Source organism: Rhizobium sp. 01N48 (assembly GCF_056399145.1).
Map to the genome: position 1 here is coordinate 269,935 of NZ_JBFTQT010000007.1, position 19,368 is coordinate 289,302.

A 19,368-nucleotide genomic window follows, 5' to 3' on the forward strand; every position below is an offset into this window, starting at 1 on the left:
AGCTGTGGGCTGAGATCCGCTTTCAGGCTTGTGTCAGCAAAGGCAGGCATCCCGTCAACGATAGGCGGGATTTGGCCATCGTTTTCCGATGGCGTCCCGCGGCATGTATTGCGGAGACACCGAATTGAACGACAGTAAATCCCGAGGCGCGTCGCGCTTCTTTCGACCTGAAATCGGAAGCGTGACGCTGTGCCTGCTAACGACCGCCTATCTGCTGATCGTCACAAACCGCACCTTCTGGACGAAGGCATTTGGATATTTTGCAGCGGATCGTTTCGGTTTCACGATCTTCGTGATCGGCATCGCGGCGGCGAGCATGGGTGTTGTCACCTTCTTTTCCGCGAAATACATCACCAAGCCCTTCCTGATCTTCTTCGTCATCGCGGCATCGGCTGCTTCCTGGTTCACGGATTCCTTCGGCGTGATCGTCGACAAGGAAATGATCCGCAATGCCGCGGTATCAACAGGCGCCGAAGCCGGGCATCTTGTGACGCCTCGCTTTGCCCTCCACATACTGCTGACAGGCATCATTCCATCGCTGCTGATCCTCTGGGTGCGTATTCGTCACCGGCCAATTCTGAAGAAGCTCGCGCATAACACGGCGGTCATCCTGGCATGCGCTGCGGTCTTCGCAGCGATTGGGATTGGCGACTATCGCACTTTCGCAGGCGTCGGGCGCGCCCACAAAGACCTGCTCGACACGCTCAATCCCTTCGTTCCGATCACCAGTGCTCTTCGCTTCGCGATCTCCTCCGGCCAGGATGCAAACATCGTCGCCCAGCCGCTGGGCACGGACGCCCATCGCATCAACACCGCCGGCACGACGAAGCCGCGCGTGCTGATTGTCGTCGCAGGCGAAACGGCGCGGGCGCAGGACTTCTCGCTCGGCGGTTATGAGCGCGACACCAATCCGGAGTTGGCCAAGCAGAACGTCGTCTATTTCCCGAACACCAGCAGCTGCGGAACCGCGACAGCCATCTCGATCCCGTGCCTGTTCTCGGTCTACCCGAGAACGGCCTATACGCATCGAAAGGCACTCGAGACGGAGAACGTTCTCGATGTGCTCGGCCATGCCAACGTGTCGGTCTCCTGGCTCGACAATGATACCGGCAGCTACCATGTCACCGACCGGGTACCGTATCAGTTCCTTCCCGACACCGCCGATCCCCGTTTCTGCAAGGACGGCGAATGCCTGGATGCGATCTTGCTCGACAAGATGGATGCGTGGCTGGACCAGGTGAAAGGCGATAGCGTGCTTGTGCTGCACCAGCTCGGCAGCCACGGCCCGGCATATTACGCTCGCTACCCGGAAGAATACCGTCGCTTCCAGCCGGATTGCCGCGCCAACGACTTTGGAAGCTGCTCGCCGGAAGAAATCCGCAACGCCTACGACAACACCATCCTTTATACGGATCACATCGTGTCGGCGGTTATCGACAAGATGAAGCAGCGCGCGGACAAGATGGCGGCGTCCGTCGTCTACTTTTCCGACCACGGTGAATCCCTTGGCGAGAATGGTCTTTATCTACACGGCACGCCTTATGTCGTTGCTCCCATCCAGCAAACCCATGTGCCCTTCGTCGTCTGGCTGTCCGATGATCTGCAGGCCTCTGCCGGCTATGACACGGCGTGCCTTGCCGCAAACGCCAACAAGCCGACCTCGCACGACAATGTCTTCCATAGCGTGCTCGGTCTGATGGATGTTTCGACCAAGGTCTACGATCCTGCGCTGGATGTCTTCTCCGGCTGCCGCAAGGCCGCTGCACACGTCGCCAGCGCGAACGTGTCTGCAGGCGTGAACTGATAGCAGATAATAAAATAGGGGAGGCCGGGGCGCCCGCTCCGGCCTCCTTTATTGCGGAAATAATGTAGCCGGCTATCATCTGATGATCGTCAAGCGTTGCGGGACGCAGCGTGAGTAGATTCCACTGTCGCAATATTGTCGTTCTCGCTTCAGGCTAGTGTCAGCAGCACCCAGCATAGAGTGTATCTCTCGATTGTTTCTTGGAGATACTCTTGCGCGCACTGAAACGACTTCGCATTCCACGTGCGGCTAAGGTTGCTGGCGGCCTTGTTCTTTTCGCCGGTCTGACGCTCGGTGGATACGCCGGCTATCTCCAATTGACCGGGAATTTTCACACCGTCATAGCCGGGCAACTTTATCGCTCCGCCCAGCCTTCGCCGTCACAGCTCGAGCGCTATATTCGTGACAACGGCATCAAGACCATCATCAACCTGCGCGGCAATTCCGGCTACGCGAAGTGGTGGTCGGAGGAGGTCGCGGTATCCGAGCGGCTGGGTGTCGAACATGTCGATTTCCCGATGTCGGCTTCAAAAATCCTGACCGCCGAAAAGGCTGACCGACTTGTCGCCATCATGCGCGACGCGCCGAAGCCTATCCTGATCCATTGTCTCTCCGGCGCCGACCGGACGGGCCTGGCTTCTGTGCTCTACAGCCAGCAGATCGCCAATGTCACGGAAGACGTCGCCGAGCGTCAGCTGTCTTTCGCCTTCGGTCATGTCGGCATCCCGCATCTGTCATCCGCCTATGCGATGGATCGAAGCTGGAGCAATTTCGAAAAGCGCCACGGTCTCGACAAGGCTGAGCAGGCTCTACCGGTCCGCGACGCTCAGCTTGAAACCGATCCGGTCAACGGCGGCGCTGGTTAGGGGTCGAAGGGCAAGAAGTTATGAATGTCCTGCTGGTGGAAGACAACGCGGTGCTTGGCGATGCCGTCTGTGACCACGTCAGCGCCCACGGACATTCGGTCGAATGGTGCCTGACGCTTGCGGATGCGACGCGCGCTGCCGATAGCGGCGAGTATGGCCTCGTCCTGCTCGATCTGCGCCTTCCCGATGGAAATGGCCTGTCGCTGCTTCGCCGGTTGCGCGGCCGCAGCAACAATGTCCCGATCATCATTCTGACCGCGCACGATCAGGTATCCGACCAGATAGAGGGCTTCAACTGCGGTGCCACGGATTATCTGGTCAAGCCGTTCGGCCTGCCCGATCTCGACCGCCGGATGCAGGCAGTGACCCGCGCGCAACGCGCCAACTAGAGCCTTTCTTCAAGCCCCTTTGCGAGGCATGCAGCCGGCGAACACGTCGAGCTTCGCATCATAGGCGCTCGTCGTGACGTTCATCATTCCCAGAACGCTGTGAAAGAGGTTGTCGTGAGATGTCGGCTGCGCGCGCTGCCGCGCCACGCATGCCATGTCCACCCCCATCGATTTCCGGAAGTCCGGGTCGAGCCACACGAGAAACGGCACATGCGTCTGTTCGTCAGGCGCGAAGATGTAGGGCGTCCCGTGCAGATAGAGACCGTTTTCGCCAAGCGATTCGCCGTGGTCGGACATGTAGATCATCCCGGCCGCGATCTTGTCGCTGCGGGCCTTCAGCCTGTTGATAATATCGGACAGGAAATGATCAGTGTAGAGAATGGTGTTGTCGTAGGCGTTGAGGATATCGGCATCCTTGCAATTGCCAAGCTCCGCCGTCTGGCATTCGGGCGTGAACTTTCGAAACGCTTCCGGATATCGGAGATAGTAGGCTGGCCCATGGCTGCCGATCTGGTGAAGAACCAGAACACTGTCCTTCTTCACATTGGCCAGCCATTCGTCGAACTTGTCGAGAAATATCCCATCCTGGCATTCGCCGTCGCTGCAGTAGCGCGCGTCGGTGGACTTTGCGAGGTCGATATAGGTGATCCGATCGGCAACGCCCTTGCTGCCCGTGTTGTTGTCGAACCATGCCGTGTCGATCCCGGCATGGGCGAGCACATCCATCAGCCCCTCGTTGGCGAGGCCCTTGGCGTGATCGAAGTTGTCCCGCGTGAACTGGGAAAACATGCAGGGGATCGACGTTGCGGTCGCCGTGCCGCAACTCGTGGCATTCGGGAAATAGACGATGTCCTGCTTCTCAAGTTCCGGATTGGTGTCGCGATGATATCCGCCGAGCGAAAAATTCATTGCTCGCGCCGTTTCTCCTGCGACGATGATCGTCACGCGAGGCTTAGTCGTCGTGCCGGCCGGCGTCGCGACCTTCGCATCCAGTCCAAGCGGTGCGACCACCAGCCTGGCCTCTTCTCCCGTCTGGACGAAGTACTTCGCGGTGCTGACGATCGGGACGATGGGGTTGAGGCTCTTCAACATATCGCGATGCTGCCGAATGGCCGCCGTATAGGTTTTCGAATAGGTGAGGGCCGCAACGGCAAAGACCGCTAAACAGGCTATGACGGTCAGGCTGTTCCACAGCAGCTTTTGCAGGATCGGGCGATGAACCACGCGCACCCACAGGATCAGCGCGATAGGGATAATGCCGTATAACAGAGCGTGCAGCAGTAGACCGGGCGTAAGCAGATGTTGCGCCTCCGCCGGCGTCGTCTGCATCGCGTTACGGATCATGTCGCTGTCGAGGATGACGCCGAAGGAATCGGTGAACCACGCCGCCATCGCCGCCGCGATGATCAGGAAGATCAGCACCGGCTTGATTACATATTTTGCCGAAAACAGCGTGATGGCGCCGATGAACAGCATGGCGATCGCGATATAGAGCGCGACAACGGCACCCGGCTCGAAGCCGAGATAGGCATGCACCTTCTTCCAGAAAGTGAAATTGGTGAACAAGACGAGATAAAGGCCGACGATGGCGGACAGGGTGACGCTGCCGATGCGTGGACGCGCCGGCAGGGATTTACGCACGTCGTTTTTCTCTGTCATGCCGATACTTCTCGAGGTCGCTTGCACATCGCGACGGCCTGGCCAACCTCGTCCCGCCGCCAGCCCGTAAGTGCTGCACAACCCTGACATCAGCCTGAATTTCCAAGACAATCGTGATGGCGTCGGCGCGTATGCGGCGACAAGCGACCGGCGGTCACGGCGTCTGGCGCCGAGATGTGGTCCACTCAAAACAGCAAGGCCCACGCAAGCCACCGGGCACACAAGTGAGCTCGAATATTTGCAAACCGGTGATAGCGCGGCGAGTCACGCCGCAGTCGATCAGGCCGGTTCAATGGAGTTGATGCCCGTGAAAACTGCCGCCGCCCAGATGCACGAATTTGAAGACCTGCACGCGATAGCTGGCAAGGCGGCGATCGTTCGCACGGTCTATGAGGGCAAGGACATTTCCCCTTACTGGGATGCGCTGATGGCGCGGGTATCCGCCGACGTCTCCGATGCGGGCGCCTTCATGGACCTCGCGATCATTCTGCAGACCCTCGGCAAGAGCCACGAAGCCGCCATCACCCAGAAGGGCGCGCTGGAGATGAGCCGCAACTACCATATTCGCAACGGCAGCGGGTCGGGCCTTCGCGTCCTCGTGATCGCCACCCGCGGCGATTTCATGGCCAACACGCCGATCGAATTCCTGCTTGAGAGCTCAGATGCGAATATCTTTCTCCACTACGTCGATGAGCTGACGCCGCACCTGGATGATGTGCCCGAGCATGACGTGGCCTTCGTCGCCGTCGGCGAGTCGCCCGAAAATCTAGCCGTGCTGGAAAACCTTGAGCATCTGCTGACAAGCTGGACCGGCCCGATCGTAAACAATGCGCCGCGCCGGGTGATCGATCTGTCGCGCGAGGGCGTGGCCGAAGCCTTCCGCAACGAACCCGCCATTCTTGCTCCGTTGACAACGCGGATTGCCCGGCAGACGCTTGTTGATCTCTCAGCGGAATTGCTCTCGATCAACTTGATCGACGGACTGACATCCTTCCCGATCATCCTTCGCCCGATCGGCACCCACGCCGGTCACGGAATGGAAAAGATCGGCTCTGCCGATGCGATTGCCGCCTATCTCACCAGCCGCCCGGAAGCCGAGTTCTACATTGCTCCGTTCGTCGACTACAGCGACGAGGACGGCAAGTTTCGCAAGCAGCGCATCGCGGTCATCGATGGCAAGCCCTATGCGAGCCACCTTGCGATCTCCGATCACTGGATGGTGCACTATCTCAGCGCCGGCATGGCGGAGCATGCCGAGCGGCGGCTTGAGGAAGCGTCGTGGATGGCGAATTTCGAGGCTGATTTCGCCGTGCGGCACGCGGATGCCTTTGCAGCGCTGCACCGCCGCCTCGGCCTCGACTACTTCGCGATCGATTGCGCCGAGTTGTCGGACGGTCGCCTGCTGCTGTTTGAGGCTGACGTGGCGATGATCGTCCATTCGATGGATTCCGAGACCGTCTTTCCTTACAAGAAGCAGTCGATGGCCACCCTGTTTGCCGCATTCGAAGATGCGCTAGCCAGCCGCACGCGGGACGGTAAGACTCTGCGAGGCCAGCAGGCACATGGCTCCAATCAGGCAGGTGTCGTGTCGCTTGTAGAAGCACTGTGATCGCAGCTTCGAGGGCCTCCAGATCCGGAGACGACATGTTCGCTATCAGGACGATGGCCGAACTCGTCCCTGATTACCGGCACAAGCTGGACGCGGCCAGTATCGACCTCACGCTGTCGCTTCTGTTCGCGGCCGGCGGCGATAGCCGTATCTGGCCGGATGCAGCAACCGGCCGCAATCGATACGGAACCCGCTCCACTGCGGCCAAGGACGAGATTTCCTTCGCGTCCACAACCGCGAGCAACGTCTCGCCGGAGGGCTTCGCCGCTGCCGGCCACCAGCTGAAGCGGCTGTTCGGCGTCGATGGCGCCACCGCTGTCGCCGTCGACGAATGGTTCGCAGAAATACGCAGCCGCATCGGCAGCAACATTGGATGCGACGAGAGCGGCATCGTGCTTGCCGCATCCGGAACCGACGTGGAACTTCTCGCGCTCGGCCTGATGCTCTCGCTGTCGCCACGCCCGATCACCAACATCCTGATCGCGCCCGAGGAAACCGGCAGCGGCGTACCGCGCGCTGCCTCAGGTCGCCATTTTTCGGATGCGACGGCACTGGGCCACACGGTGAGTGCAGGCGAGATGCTCGCCGGCATCGACCCCGATCGCATCGAAGTTCAGGCGGTGGCGATCCGCAACGCGATGGGCCAGGCGCGGAACCCCGACGATGTCGACGCCGACGTCATATCGCTTGCCGAGGACGCGCTGAGGCGCGACAGGGATGTTCTCGTCCATGTTCTGGATACGTCGAAGACAGGCCTGACCGGCGTCTCGCGACAGGCTGCCCGCTACATTTCGGCGCGCGCGCCCGGACGTGTTCGCATTCTTGTCGATGCCTGCCAGTTTCGCTGCAGCGCCGCCACGCTCGCCAGGGATATCGCCGACGGTTTTCTCGTCGCGGTCACCGGCTCAAAGTTCCTCGCCGGACCGCCCTTCGCGGGCGCGCTCGCGATACCGCCGGCGCTTGTCGAGGAACTTGCTGCGAAGCGGGCATTTGCATCGGGGCTTTCCGATTACACGGCCCTTCATGATTGGCCGGCGCGCCTGCGCGGCGACAATGACAAGCAATTCGGGTCGCACTTCAATCTCGGCCTGGGCCTGAGGTGGAGCGCCGCGCTCGAGCAGCTGGAGCCCTTGGCCGCAATCGATGCCACCGTTCAGCGCCGGATCAAGCAGGCCTTCGCCGACCTCGTACGCGCCCGCGCGGAAGGCCTTGAAAGTGTGTTGATCCATCCCGATGACGAAGGCAACCACATCGTCGATCGCGCCATCTTCCCCTTGACCATGACCGCCGACGACAACGGTTTCGCGTCGCTTGCGGAGGCGCAAAGCATCCATCGGGCATTGCGTGAAAGCGATGTTGGACCGGTCTGCCACGTCGGGCAGGCGGTTAATCTCGGTGCCCGCACGATCCTCAGGGTCGCGGCCTCGGCTATCGACATCAACGCCGTGTCCGATAGATTGGCCAGCGGCGACACCATGGAAAAAGCGATGCGGCCGCTCGCCGACGATCTCGACATCGTGTTCGAGAAATGGGCCGCCGTCTCCAGCGCCAATCGGGGACTCTGATGTCACGCAGTACGAAGACGGACGTGCCGGCGGGCTCGGATCTGGAGAAGTCGACGAGCCTCGACCCCACGGACTGGCAGGCGTTTCGGGAAGCTGCCCACCGGATGCTCGACGACACCATCGATCATATCGCCAATGTCAGGCAAAAGCCGGTCTGGCAGCCGATGCCGTCGGACACGCGCGCCAGGTTCGCCCGCGCGTTGCCGGATAATCCCCGTGCGCTCGACGATGTGCTCGATGATATCCGCACGCATGTCTTTCCCCACGCCACCGGCAATCTGCATCCGCTGTTCATGGGCTGGGTCCATGGCGCTGGTACACCCGTCGGCATGGTGGCGGAGATGGTCGCCGCAGGCCTCAACATGAATTGCGGTGGCCGCGACCATGTCGGCATCGAGGTCGAAAAGCAGATCGCCCTATGGATGGCGCAAGTGCTCGGCTATCCCTCAGCTGCAAGCGGTCTCTTCGTCACCGGTTCGTCGATGGCCAATTTCCTGGCACTGACCATCGCCCGCACCGAGGCTTTGAGCCAAAGTGTGCGGCGGGACGGATTGCGCAAGGCCGACCGACAGTTGGTCGCCTACACATCCTCGCAAGCGCATGTCTGCATCGCGCAGGCCATGGAGCTTTCCGGCATCGGCTCCGCGAACCTGAGATCTATCGCTGTTGACGACGCCGGCCGCATGAGCGTCGAGGCGCTGGCCGTAGCGATCGCGCAAGACCGCGCGCAGGGCTTGCTCCCGTTTCTCGTGGTCGGCACGGCAGGCACGGTGAACACAGGTGCGATCGATCCTCTTCTGGATATATCGAAGCTCGCCGAAGCGGAAAACATCTGGTTCCACGTCGATGGAGCCATCGGCGCGCTGGCCATGCTGTCACCCGAGATGCGCCAGCTGTTTTCGGGCATCGAGCGGTCTGCCTCGATCGCGCTCGACTTCCACAAATGGGGCCACGTGCCCTATGACGCCGGCTTTCTTCTGGTGCGCGACAGTGATGCGCACAAGCGCGCATTCGCCCAACCGGCCGCGTATTTGCAGCGGTCGGGCAGGGGGCTTGCCGCTGGCGAGACATGGCCTTGCGATCTGGGCCCAGATCTGTCGAGAGGCTTCCGGGCGCTGAAGGCCTGGATGACGATCGAAACGCTGGGCACCGAGCGGATGGGAAATGCCATCGCGCGCACCTGCGAACTCGCCCGCTATCTCGCCGCAAACCTCAAGCGTGATCCTCGCTTCGAGATAAAGGCGCCGGTTGGGCTCAACATCGTCTGCTTCGGCATTCGCGGTGCCGACGATGGCTTCATTCGCGATCTCGTGCTTGATCTTCACGAGCAGGGACTGGCCGTCCCGTCCTGGACGACGTTGCAGGGCAAGCTTGTCGTGCGCTGCGCGATCGTCAATCACCGGACGACCAGCGAGGATATCGACGTCTTTCTCAATATCCTGACGGATTACCTCGACCGGTATCCGCGAGCCTGAGCTGGCGACGTCGGCAGCGTAGCCAACTAGGCACTGTTGTCTTGGAGACACGACGCGGCAAATGAATCAGACGAGCGGTGCTACTGAAATAGCCCTGTTACAAACGGCGGCGAATATCCCGGCCATCGCAACCCGGGGACCATTCATGCGCCGCGCATTTCGCCTCTCCACATACGCACTCGTTACCGCAGCCTGTCTCTACGCTCCGGCAAAGGCCGAGGATCTGCAGTTCTCCGCCTATGGTGGCTACCAGACGGCACCGCATAGCGGTGTGGATGTCTCCGACGGCACGCATTTCAATGCCGGTTGGGAAGGCAAGTCCTTCGGCTCGCCGCCCTATTATGGTGCTCGCGTCACCTGGTGGCTCGAGAACTTCAATCATCCGAATCTCGGCTTCTCCCTCGATTATACCCACGCGAAGGTCTATGCCGATGAGAAGACGCTGGCGACATCCGGCTGGTCGCATTTCGAATTCACCGATGGCCTGAACCTTCTGACGGCCAACGCGCTCTATCGCTTCCCGATAGAGGGGCAGCGCTGGACGCCGTATATCGGCGCCGGCGTCGGCATCAACGTCCCGCATGTCGAAGTGACGCGCCCCCAGGGCACGACCTTCGATTACGAGTTCGGCGGCGTGACGTTCCAGGCCCAGGCCGGTGTGGATTTCCGCATCACCGATCGCTGGTCGACCTTCGTCGAGTACAAGGGAAATTACTCCCGCGTGAACGTACCGATCGATAGCGGCGACAATCTCAAGACCGACATCATCACCAACGCCGTTAACGTTGGTGTCTCGTTTCACTTCTGACAGCCGATTGATAGCTGCTCAAGACCGCCATGGATGTGCCGGATCGCTTCACTAATTTAGCGATCCATTAACCACATTCATTAGAATTGTCTCTATCTCGGCGAAAGCTTTCGCAAATTCGCCGCGAAGGTCGCATGATTAAAGTCTCGTTAGGTTGATGGCGGTACGGCTTGTTTTGCCTGAATAGGCGGACTTTGAGCCATAACGGTCTTGAGCGGCGTGGGACATATGAGACGAGACTTCGGGGCGGCGGCACTTGCGACACCAATGCGGTCGGTAGGCTTGTCGCTTATCTGTGCGACAGTGACCGCTTGCGGAACGGCACCGACGACGACGGCCAAGCGCACGCACGGCAAGGAATATTTTGCCGAGTCGGAATATGGCGTCAAAGCGAGCCCGCGTGTCGCCACCGGCAACAATATCCCGAAGGGCGGCGGTCGCTACATCGTCGGTAATCCCTATGTCGTCAAAGGTAAGACCTATTTCCCGAAAGAGGATTTCTCCTACAACAAGGTCGGTATCGCCTCCTGGTACGGCTCGGCTTTCCATGGTCGTCTGACCGCCAATGGCGAAGTCTACGACCAGATGCATATTTCCGCCGCTCATCCGACATTTCCGCTGCCGAGCTACGCGCGCGTGACGAACGTCGAAAACGGCTCGTCCATCATCGTGCGCGTCAACGACCGCGGCCCTTATCACGAAGGTCGCATCATCGACCTGTCGAACAAGACGGCAGACCTGCTCGATCTCCAGCACAGCGGCACCGGCAATGTGCGCGTGCAGTATGTCGGCAAGGCGCGCATGGACGGCCACGATATGCCGTACCTGATGGCCTCCTACGTGCCGAAGGGCAGCCGCATCCCCGGCGTCTATCCGGGCGAGGGGCAGATCGCGTCCGGCGTCATGGTTGCCTCCAACAGCAAGCGCATCACGCGCGACGAGATCCAGAGCTTCGGCGGCTTCACGCCGCCTGCGGCCGATAGCGTACCGGTTCCGCGCTCCGCGACCTCCTATGCCGGCTCGACGCCGAGCGCGCCTTACAACGCCGCTCCGGTCCCTACACCGCTGCGCGCCCCATCCTTCGACAATGCCGCACCGGCGTCGTTCGGCGAGATGGTCGTGCTGCCAGAGATCGGTCCCTATCCTTATGAACGCCCCTATGGCTGGCAGCAGGGATCGATGGCCATGGGCTATCAGGAAGAGGGTGTGAAGACCGTGACGGTCGATCTCGCCTTCGACGCGGTCATGGTTCGCAATGACGGCTTGACCGAAGACAGCATCCTGGCATCATTCAAGCGTCAGAAGGCAGCGAAGGCTGCGCTGAAGTAAGTGTTTCCGAGGCCCTTCGGGGCCGGATCGATGAGGGTTTCGATGCTGAAACATATGCTTCGTCTCTGTGTCTGCCTGTTGCCGCTGGCCCAGGTCGTTTCGACCGATGCCATGGCGGCACCCGCCGACACCAACCAGTCGTTCGTCACGAAGGCCGCACAAGCCTATATGGTCGAAGCATCGACCGGCACGGTGCTTCTTGCCAAGAACGAACACCAGACCTTCTCGCCGGCCTCGCTTGCCAAGCTGATGACGGTCGAGCTTGTCTTCGATGCGCTCACAAGCAAGCAGATCACGCTCGATACCCAATATCCCGTCTCCGAATTTGCCTGGCGCACCGGCGGCGCGCCGTCGCGCACCGCGACCATGTTCGCGGCGCTGAAATCCAACGTGCGTGTCGAGGATCTCGTGCGCGGTATCGCCATCCAGGGCGCCAACGACAGCTGCATCATTCTTGCTGAGGGCATGAGTGGCGGCGAGCCGGCTTTCGCCGAAAGCATGACGCGACGCGCAAAGACGCTCGGCATGCAGCACTCGCTCTTCGCCAACTCCACCGGACTTCCCGACGGCAAGAGCAAGACCACGGCCTACGACATGGTCGCGTTGGCTGAACGCCTGCAACAGGGTTACCCGGCCTATTATCCCTACTTCGCCCAACCCGATTTCGAGTGGAACAAGATCTTCCAGCGCAACCGCAACCCGCTGCTCGGCTTCGGTCTCGGCGTCGACGGCCTGGCGACAGGCTTTGCCGAAGGCGAGGGCTATTCGATCGTGGCGTCGGCCGAGCGCAACGGCCGCCGCCTGTTCATGACGCTTGGCGGTATTGCATCCGACAAGGAGCGGACCGAGGAAGCCAAGCGCGTGCTCGAATGGGGCCTCAGCGCCTTCGAAATCCGCCAGCTTTTCGCGGAAAACGAGGTCATCGGCACCGCGAGCGTTTACGGCGGTGCATCGCGCAGCGTCGAGCTCGTCGCCAAAAGCCCGATCAGCGTCTACATCCCCGTCAACAATCCCGACCGGCTTGCCGCCCGCATCGTCTATCACTGGCCGCTACCGGCGCCGGTCGAAGCGGACCGCGAAGTCGGCACGCTGCGACTTTTCGCCGGCAGCAGGCTGCTGCGCGAAGTGCCGCTCTACACAAAGGCGGCGGTCGAGGAGGGCACTCTCAGCAGCCGCGCGGTCGATGCCGTGCTGGAACTCGGCGAAACGCTGCTGTTTTCCTGGCTCTGGGATAAGCCCGCCGAGCCCACATGATCGCCATAGTCGCGTTTCACCTTGTGACAAAGCCGAGAGATCGACGCGAAGCGGTTCCGCTCGCCGTCATCTTCGGCTAGATGTACGGACGAGGTGCCGCTGGCGCCGATAGAGTGCAGGCCAAGATCGCAGGAACATATTGTTGTCATCCGCTACCGGATTGTTCGTTACGTTTGAAGGCGGTGAGGGCGCTGGTAAGTCCACCCAGATCCGTCGGCTGGCCGATGCCTTGCGCGCCAGGGGCCATGAGGTCGTGGTCACGCGCGAGCCGGGCGGTTCGCCGGGTGCGGAAGCCGTGCGCCATGTGCTGCTGTCAGGTGCTGCCGAATCCTTTGGAACGCGCATGGAAGCGATTCTCTTCGCCGCCGCTCGCAACGACCATGTCGAGGAGATCATTCGTCCGGCGCTTGGTCAGGGCAAGGTCGTGCTCTGCGATCGCTTCATGGATTCCTCGCGCGTCTACCAGGGCGTGACGGGCAATCTGGAGCCCGATTTCATCGAGACGCTGCAACGCGTCGCGATCAACGGCGTCGTTCCCGACTGCACGCTGATGCTCGATCTGCCGGCCAAGGCGGGTCTCGAGCGCGCCAAGCGCCGGGGCGCTGCCGGCGATGTCGCGCCCGATCGCTTCGAGAAGGAAGAGATCGAAACCCACGAGAAGCGCCGCGAAGCCTTCCTCGACATAGCCTCGCGCGAGCCCGAGCGCTGCCACGTCGTCAATGCCATGCAGAGCGAGGAGGCGATCGCCGCCGAAATCGTCTCGATCGTCGGCCAGTTGCTGGCGCCTGCACACGCGCCGAAGGTCGCCGAGCCAGCGATGAGTGCGACCGATGAGTGACGAGCACCCAAGCCTTCTCGACGGCGCCATCTGGCCGCCCGAAAACACCAGGCTCTTCGGTCATGAAGACGCCGAGGCCTTCCTCGCGCAGTCCTACCGTTCCGGCAAAGGTCACCACGCCCTGCTGATGGAAGGACCGTCGGGGATCGGCAAGGCGACGCTTGCCTTCCGTTTCGCCAATCACGTCCTGTCGCATCCGGACCCGGAGAGCGCGCCTGACGTCCTCGCCGATCCCGATCCGAATTCCTCTGTCAGCCGTCAGATCAACTCGGGCGCCTCGCACAACCTGCTGCATCTCGCCCGCCCGGTGGACGAGAAGACCGGCAAGGTGAAATCGGCGATCACCGTCGACGAGGTGCGCCGCGCCGGCCGCTTCTTCTCCCAGACATCGGGCACCGGCAACTGGCGTATCGTCATCATCGATCCCGCCGACGACATGAACCGGAGTGCCGCTAACGCCATTCTGAAGATCCTCGAGGAGCCGCCGAAGCGCGCGCTGTTCCTGTTGATCTCGCATGCGCCGGGCAAGCTGCTCCCCACCATCCGCTCCCGCTGCCTGCCGCTCAAGCTGTCGCCGCTCGGGGACAACGCGCTGCGCTCGGCTCTGGGACATCTCGGCGTGGACGCGAACGACCCGTCGCTGCTGGCGTCTGCCAATGGCAGCGTCGGTGAAGCGCTGAAGCTGGTGAACTACGGCGGCGGCGAGATCATTTCCGCCTACAACGAGGTGCTGACCCTGCAGGGGCCATCGGCGCGCAAGGCCATGCACCGTCTGGCCGACGCGTTGTCTGGCAAGGAAAGCGACACGATCTTCGAGTTCTTCGCTGGTCATCTCGGTGACGACCTGATGGGCAAGGCGAAGGCCGCGGCCATGGCGGGGCAGGTGGCCCAGGCCGAACGCCTGTCGCGTCTACACAGCGATATCATCGAACGCCTGACGGTTTCCGACGCCTACAATCTCGACCGCAAGCAGACGATCCTGAGCATTCTCGGCGATATCAAGCAGCCCGGACCTTGATCCGGTAAGTCCCTGATCAGGAAGTCAGAAGCTTGTAAGCGACGATCGCGAGTGTCCCTGCCAGCACAAGGCGGATGGTCCGCTCATGCAGCTTCGGCGCCAGCAGGCTTCCCGCGATGATCCCGGGGATCGAGCCGACCAGCAGCGCCGCAAGCATGACCCAGTCGATCTCGCCGATCATCCAGTATCCCATGCCGCCAATCAGCGTCAGCGGCACAGCGTGGACGATGTCGGAGCCGACGATCTCCCGCACATCGAGCCTGGGATAAAGCACGAGCAGGATGGTCACGCCCAGCGCGCCTGCGCCGACTGACGTCAACGTGACGAGGATGCCGAGCGCCAGCCCGAGCACGACAGTGAGAATGCCAAGCGTTGCAGGCCGCAGCGTCCGTCGCTCGCCTGTGGAGCGCTGCGCGAAGGCCAGCACCTGTTTGCGAAACACCAGCATGAAGGCCGTCATGACGAGCAACCAGCCAAGCGCCGTCGTGATCGTATGCGCGACTTCTATGCTCTTGCGATCGACGCCCGACAGCAGCCAGAGCATGATCAGTGCTGCCGGCACGCTGCCGGCGGCAAGACAGCCGACGATCCGCCAGTTGATGCGCCCATGCATGCCGTGAACGGCGGTGCCGGCGCTCTTGGTGACGGCCGCGTAGAGCAGGTCGGTCCCGACGGCGGTCGCCGGATGGACACCGAATAGCAGAACCAGCAACGGCGTCATCAGCGATCCACCGCCGACACCGGTGATGCCGACAAGCGCGCCGACGAAGAAACCCGAAAGCGAATAAAGCGGATCGAAATGGGAGAGCATCAAATCGCAGGCCCTAGCCCTGCGTGCAATAAGCCTACTTGGAAGCGGTAGGCGCGGGGGACGGCTGATGTCACGTTTGCGGAACCCTGTTCGATGGTCCCCTTGGGTAGAATGTGGAAAAAAACGAGTCAAGCACGCGGCGGTCACGAAGATTGGACTGCTATGTGTTGGAGGCGTCGCTTTCCAAACTTACTGTTTCGCTTCGCCGCCACATGCGCTAAGGAGCGGCGTATAGATTTCAAAGAATAAGCCGCACGAGAATGGCCGCCATGACAGACAAGACACCCTTCTACATCACCACCGCGATTTCCTACCCGAACGGCAAGCCACATATCGGCCATGCCTACGAGCTGATCGCGACGGATGCCATGGCGCGCTACCAGCGCCTCGACGGCAAGGACGTGTTCTTCCTGACCGGCACCGACGAGCATGGCCAGAAGATGCAGCAGACGGCCCGCGCCGAAGGCATCACCGCGCAGGAACTCGCCGACCGCAATTCCGGCGAATTCCAGGCGATGGCCAAGCTCCTCAACGCCTCGAACGACGACTTCATCCGCACCACGCAGGATCGTCACCACGAGACGTCGAAGAATATCTGGAACCTGATGGCCGACGCCGGCGACATCTACAAGGACAGCTATGCCGGCTGGTACTCGGTGCGCGACGAGGCCTATTACCAGGAAAACGAGACCGAGCTGCGCGCCGACGGCGTGCGCTACGGACCGCAGGGCACGCCCGTCGAGTGGGTGGAAGAGGCAAGCTACTTCTTCAAGCTCTCCGAATACCAGGACAAGCTGCTGGCGCTCTACGAAGCCGAGCCCGATTTCATCGGCCCGGCCGAGCGTCGCAACGAGGTGATCTCCTTCGTCAAGTCGGGGCTCAAGGACCTGTCGATCTCGCGCACCACGTTCGACTGGGGCATCAAGGTACCCAACGATCCGGAACACGTCATGTACGTCTGGGTCGACGCGTTGACCAACTATCTGACTGCTACCGGCTACCTTGAGGACAAGAACGGCCCGCGTGCCAAGTATTGGCCGGCCGATGTCCACATCATCGGCAAGGACATCATCCGCTTCCACGCCGTTTACTGGCCCGCCTTCCTGATGTCGGCCAAGCTGCCGCTGCCCAAGCGCGTCTTCGCGCATGGCTTCGTGCTGGCCAAGGGCGGCGAGAAGATGTCGAAGTCGCTCGGCAACGTGCTCGATCCGTTCGAGTTGATCGAGCATTTCGGCCTCGACGCGATCCGCTACTTCCTGATGCGCGAAATCTCCTTCGGCCATGACGGCAACTGCAGCGAAGAGGCGATCGGCACACGCATCAACGCCGATCTCGCCAACGGCATCGGCAACCTCGCAAGCCGCTCGCTGTCGATGATCGTCAAGAACTGCGACGGCAAGATCCCGGTCTGCGGTCCGCTGACCGACGAGGACAAGGCGATGCTGGCCGCCGCCGACGCGCTGCTCGCCTCGACCCGCGAGGACATGGAAAAGCAGCTCATCCATCGCGCGCTGACGTCGATCATCGCAGTCGTGTCCGAGACCGACCGCTATTTCGCCGGCCAGCAGCCCTGGGCGCTGAAGAAGACCGATCCGGCTCGCATGGAAACCGTGCTTTACGTCACGGCCGAAGTCGTGCGCCAGATCGCCATCCTGCTGCAGCCATTCGTTCCGGGCTCCGCCGAAAAGATGCTCGATCTCGTGGGTGCAGCCGCCGACCAGCGCGACTTCACGGCTCTCGGTGAAGCCGGTCGCCTGGTTTCAGGCACGCCGCTGGAAGCGCCGACGCCGGTCTTCCCGCGCTATGTCGCGCCGCAGGCGTGAGGCTGAGATGCTGATCGATACCCATTGCCACCTGGATTTCGCCGACTTCGAGGAGGAGCGCGACGAGATCGTCAAGCGTGCTCACGACAGTGGCGTCAAGCAGATGGTGACGATCTCCACGCGCGTCCGCAAACTGGACGGGTTGCTCGCGATCACCGAGAAGTATCCATCCGTCTTCTGCTCCGTCGGCACGCATCCAAACAGTGCCGACGAAGAGCTGGACATTCAGGCTGAAGACCTGATCCGTCTGGCGAATGCGCATGAGAAGGTGGTCGCAATCGGCGAGGCGGGTCTCGACTATTTCTACGACACGCAGAAGCCCGAGGACCAGAAGACCGGTTTTCTGCGCCACATCGAAGCCGCCCGGCAAACCAAGCTGCCGCTGGTCATTCACAGCCGCAGCGCCGACGAGGACATGGCCGCGATCCTGACTGAGGAAACGGGGAAGGGCGCCTTCCCCTTCATCCTGCACTGCTTCTCGGCGGGTGCCGATCTTGCGCGCGTTGGCGTCGAGCTCGGCGGCTACATCTCGTTTTCCGGCATTCTGACCTTCCCAAAGTCGCAGGAGCTGCGCGACATTGCCGCAACCATCCCGCATGATCGCCTGCTGGTCGAGACCGACGCGCCTTATCTCGCGCCGAAGCGCTGGCGCGGCAAGCGCAACGAGCCGTCCTATGTCGTCAACACGGCCGAAGTCTTGGCGGAGACGCTTGGGTTGAGCTACGCCGAAATGGCCGCGATCACGACGGACAACGCTTTCCGCTGCTTCTCCAAGATGCCGAGGATCTGACACGGTGGGCTACAGACGGCGGTTCACCATTCTCGGCTGCTCGTCGTCACCAGGCGTTCCGCGCATCACCGGCGACTGGGGCGCCTGCAATCCCGACAACCCGAAGAACCGGCGCACCCGCGCCTCGTTCATGATCCAGCAATATGACGCCAATTGCGGCGTCACCACCGTGGTCATCGACACCGGACCGGATTTTCGCGAGCAGATGATCGCTGCGAAGGTCGGGCATATCGACGCCGTGATGTACACGCATCCGCACGCCGATCATATCCACGGCCTGGACGATCTGCGCGGCTACTATTTCGGCGCGCAGCAGCGCGTGCCGATCTATGCTGACGAAGCGACCATGGACCGCATCCGCCAAGGCTTCGGCTACTGCCTGGAAACACCACCCGGCAGCAACTATCCGCCGATCGTCGAGGCAAGGGTGATCCATGATCTCGACAAGCCTGTTCATATCACCGGCGCGGGCGGCGCGATCTCCTTGCGTCCGCATGTTCAGCAGCACGGTGACATCACCTCGCTCGGTTTCCGCATCGGCGATGTTGCTTATTGCAGCGATATCAGTGACTTCCCGCCGGAAACCGTACCGAAGCTGCAAGGCCTCGACGTTCTCATCATCGACGCGCTTCAATACCGCTACCACCCGAGCCATCTGTCGCTGGAGCAATCGCTGGAATGGATCGGCCGCCTGCAGCCGAAACGCGCCATCCTGACCCACATGCACACGCCGCTCGACTACGACACCGTCATGGCCGAGACGCCTGATCATGTCGTTCCGGCCTACGACCAGATGAGCTTCGAGATCGAGCTGGAAAGCCTGGAGCGCGGCGCTTAAGCCCACGCGCTTCAACGTGCGACGTGCGACGGGCAAACCTAGCGCACGTCTGGCTCCGTTCTGTCGCGCAATTCCGCGGATAGGAGTGATGCGCCATAAGGATCTGCAAAACATGGGTTTTTATGCTGTGCAATGGCGATCAGGCGTAGCCATCGAAGGGGGTGTCGGCAAAGCGAAACTCGATTCATAGATACGGAATTGTTCCATAATCTATCTTATCCGATATTTGTTTGTAGCCGCAAAGTTAGAATGTCCTACTTTAGCAAAGTTAGAGTGTCACACTCCCCGCGTTTAATAACGCGGAGACAAGCAGATGGGATTGATAGCGATGAGCGAGCGTGATCTGCAGCGGATCGARGTTTTGTCGAAGGTAGCGGCTGAGCGTATGACGATGGTTTCGGCGGCCCATGTGCTCGACTTGAGCACGCGCCAGGTGCGCCGRCTGTTGCAGCGGATGGGTATTGGTGGTGCGGCATCGATCCGGCACAAGGC

The 19,368-nt window shown here is 61.3% G+C and carries 16 protein-coding genes and 1 pseudogene; 15 read left to right on the plus strand and 2 right to left on the minus strand.

Going from position 1 to position 19,368, the window contains the following annotated elements; all coding sequences use genetic code 11:
- Positions 1–124 precede the first annotated feature (124 nt).
- From AC1DOG_RS16000 to AC1DOG_RS16010, 3 genes are all read left to right on the plus strand, one after another.
- Complete coding sequence (locus AC1DOG_RS16000; protein WP_477929329.1) at positions 125–1,804, plus strand: phosphoethanolamine transferase; 1,680 nt, start codon at positions 125–127, stop codon at positions 1,802–1,804.
- 221 nt (positions 1,805–2,025) lie between these two features.
- A complete protein-coding gene (locus AC1DOG_RS16005; RefSeq protein ID WP_477929364.1) occupies positions 2,026–2,670 on the plus strand; it encodes a fused DSP-PTPase phosphatase/NAD kinase-like protein in 645 nt (214 codons plus the stop codon).
- 20 nt (positions 2,671–2,690) lie between these two features.
- Entirely contained in the window at positions 2,691–3,059 is a 369-nt protein-coding gene (locus AC1DOG_RS16010) for a response regulator (RefSeq protein WP_113011790.1), read from the plus strand.
- Between the two features lie 9 nt (positions 3,060–3,068).
- Here the strand turns inward: AC1DOG_RS16010 and AC1DOG_RS16015 are convergent, their stop codons facing one another.
- Positions 3,069–4,718, minus strand: a complete 1,650-nt coding sequence (locus AC1DOG_RS16015) for a phosphoethanolamine transferase (RefSeq protein WP_477929331.1) — start codon at positions 4,716–4,718, stop codon at positions 3,069–3,071.
- Positions 4,719–5,025: 307 nt separating this feature from the next.
- Between AC1DOG_RS16015 and AC1DOG_RS16020 the strand changes: the two genes are divergently transcribed.
- The 8 genes from AC1DOG_RS16020 (at position 5,026) to AC1DOG_RS16055 (ending at position 14,614) form a co-directional block, all read left to right on the plus strand.
- Positions 5,026–6,327, plus strand: a complete 1,302-nt coding sequence (locus AC1DOG_RS16020) for an ATP-grasp domain-containing protein (protein ID WP_477929333.1) — start codon at positions 5,026–5,028, stop codon at positions 6,325–6,327.
- A gap of 35 nt (positions 6,328–6,362) precedes the next feature.
- A complete protein-coding gene (locus AC1DOG_RS16025; protein ID WP_477929335.1) occupies positions 6,363–7,892 on the plus strand; it encodes a hypothetical protein in 1,530 nt (509 codons plus the stop codon).
- Positions 7,892–9,367 (plus strand): pyridoxal phosphate-dependent decarboxylase family protein, encoded by a 1,476-nt coding sequence (locus AC1DOG_RS16030; RefSeq protein WP_477929337.1) that lies wholly within the window; start codon positions 7,892–7,894, stop codon positions 9,365–9,367. Before AC1DOG_RS16025 ends, AC1DOG_RS16030 begins: the two co-directional genes overlap by 1 nt.
- 145 nt (positions 9,368–9,512) lie before the next feature.
- A complete protein-coding gene (locus AC1DOG_RS16035; protein WP_477929339.1) occupies positions 9,513–10,175 on the plus strand; it encodes an outer membrane protein in 663 nt (220 codons plus the stop codon).
- A gap of 228 nt (positions 10,176–10,403) precedes the next feature.
- The gene (locus AC1DOG_RS16040; RefSeq protein WP_477929341.1) at positions 10,404–11,504 is read left to right on the plus strand and encodes a septal ring lytic transglycosylase RlpA family protein; all 1,101 of its coding nucleotides are present in this window, start codon (positions 10,404–10,406) and stop codon (positions 11,502–11,504) included.
- A 42-nt stretch (positions 11,505–11,546) separates the two neighbouring features.
- The gene (locus AC1DOG_RS16045; protein ID WP_477929343.1) at positions 11,547–12,758 is read left to right on the plus strand and encodes a D-alanyl-D-alanine carboxypeptidase family protein; all 1,212 of its coding nucleotides are present in this window, start codon (positions 11,547–11,549) and stop codon (positions 12,756–12,758) included.
- A gap of 142 nt (positions 12,759–12,900) precedes the next feature.
- The gene (tmk, locus tag AC1DOG_RS16050) at positions 12,901–13,596 is read left to right on the plus strand and encodes a dTMP kinase (protein WP_477929345.1); all 696 of its coding nucleotides are present in this window, start codon (positions 12,901–12,903) and stop codon (positions 13,594–13,596) included.
- Positions 13,589–14,614: a DNA polymerase III subunit delta' gene (locus AC1DOG_RS16055; protein ID WP_477929347.1), complete on the plus strand. Its 1,026-nt coding sequence runs from the start codon at positions 13,589–13,591 to the stop codon at positions 14,612–14,614. The genes tmk and AC1DOG_RS16055 overlap by 8 nt, the downstream gene beginning before the upstream one ends.
- Before the next feature lie 16 nt (positions 14,615–14,630).
- Here the strand turns inward: AC1DOG_RS16055 and AC1DOG_RS16060 are convergent, their stop codons facing one another.
- A complete protein-coding gene (locus tag AC1DOG_RS16060) occupies positions 14,631–15,425 on the minus strand; it encodes a sulfite exporter TauE/SafE family protein (protein ID WP_477929366.1) in 795 nt (264 codons plus the stop codon).
- Positions 15,426–15,694: 269 nt separating this feature from the next.
- On the opposite strand from AC1DOG_RS16060, the gene metG reads away from it, so the two are divergent.
- The 4 genes and pseudogenes from metG to AC1DOG_RS16080 all read left to right on the plus strand — a co-directional run.
- Positions 15,695–17,248: a methionine--tRNA ligase gene (gene metG / locus AC1DOG_RS16065; protein WP_477929349.1), complete on the plus strand. Its 1,554-nt coding sequence runs from the start codon at positions 15,695–15,697 to the stop codon at positions 17,246–17,248.
- 7 nt (positions 17,249–17,255) lie between these two features.
- On the plus strand, positions 17,256–18,038 hold the full coding sequence (locus AC1DOG_RS16070; RefSeq protein WP_477929351.1) for a TatD family hydrolase: 783 nt from the start codon (positions 17,256–17,258) through the stop codon (positions 18,036–18,038).
- Positions 18,039–18,042: 4 nt separating this feature from the next.
- On the plus strand, positions 18,043–18,876 hold the full coding sequence (locus AC1DOG_RS16075) for an MBL fold metallo-hydrolase (protein WP_477929353.1): 834 nt from the start codon (positions 18,043–18,045) through the stop codon (positions 18,874–18,876).
- A gap of 313 nt (positions 18,877–19,189) precedes the next feature.
- Positions 19,190–19,368: pseudogene (locus tag AC1DOG_RS16080) on the plus strand (ISNCY family transposase); the annotation flags it as partial.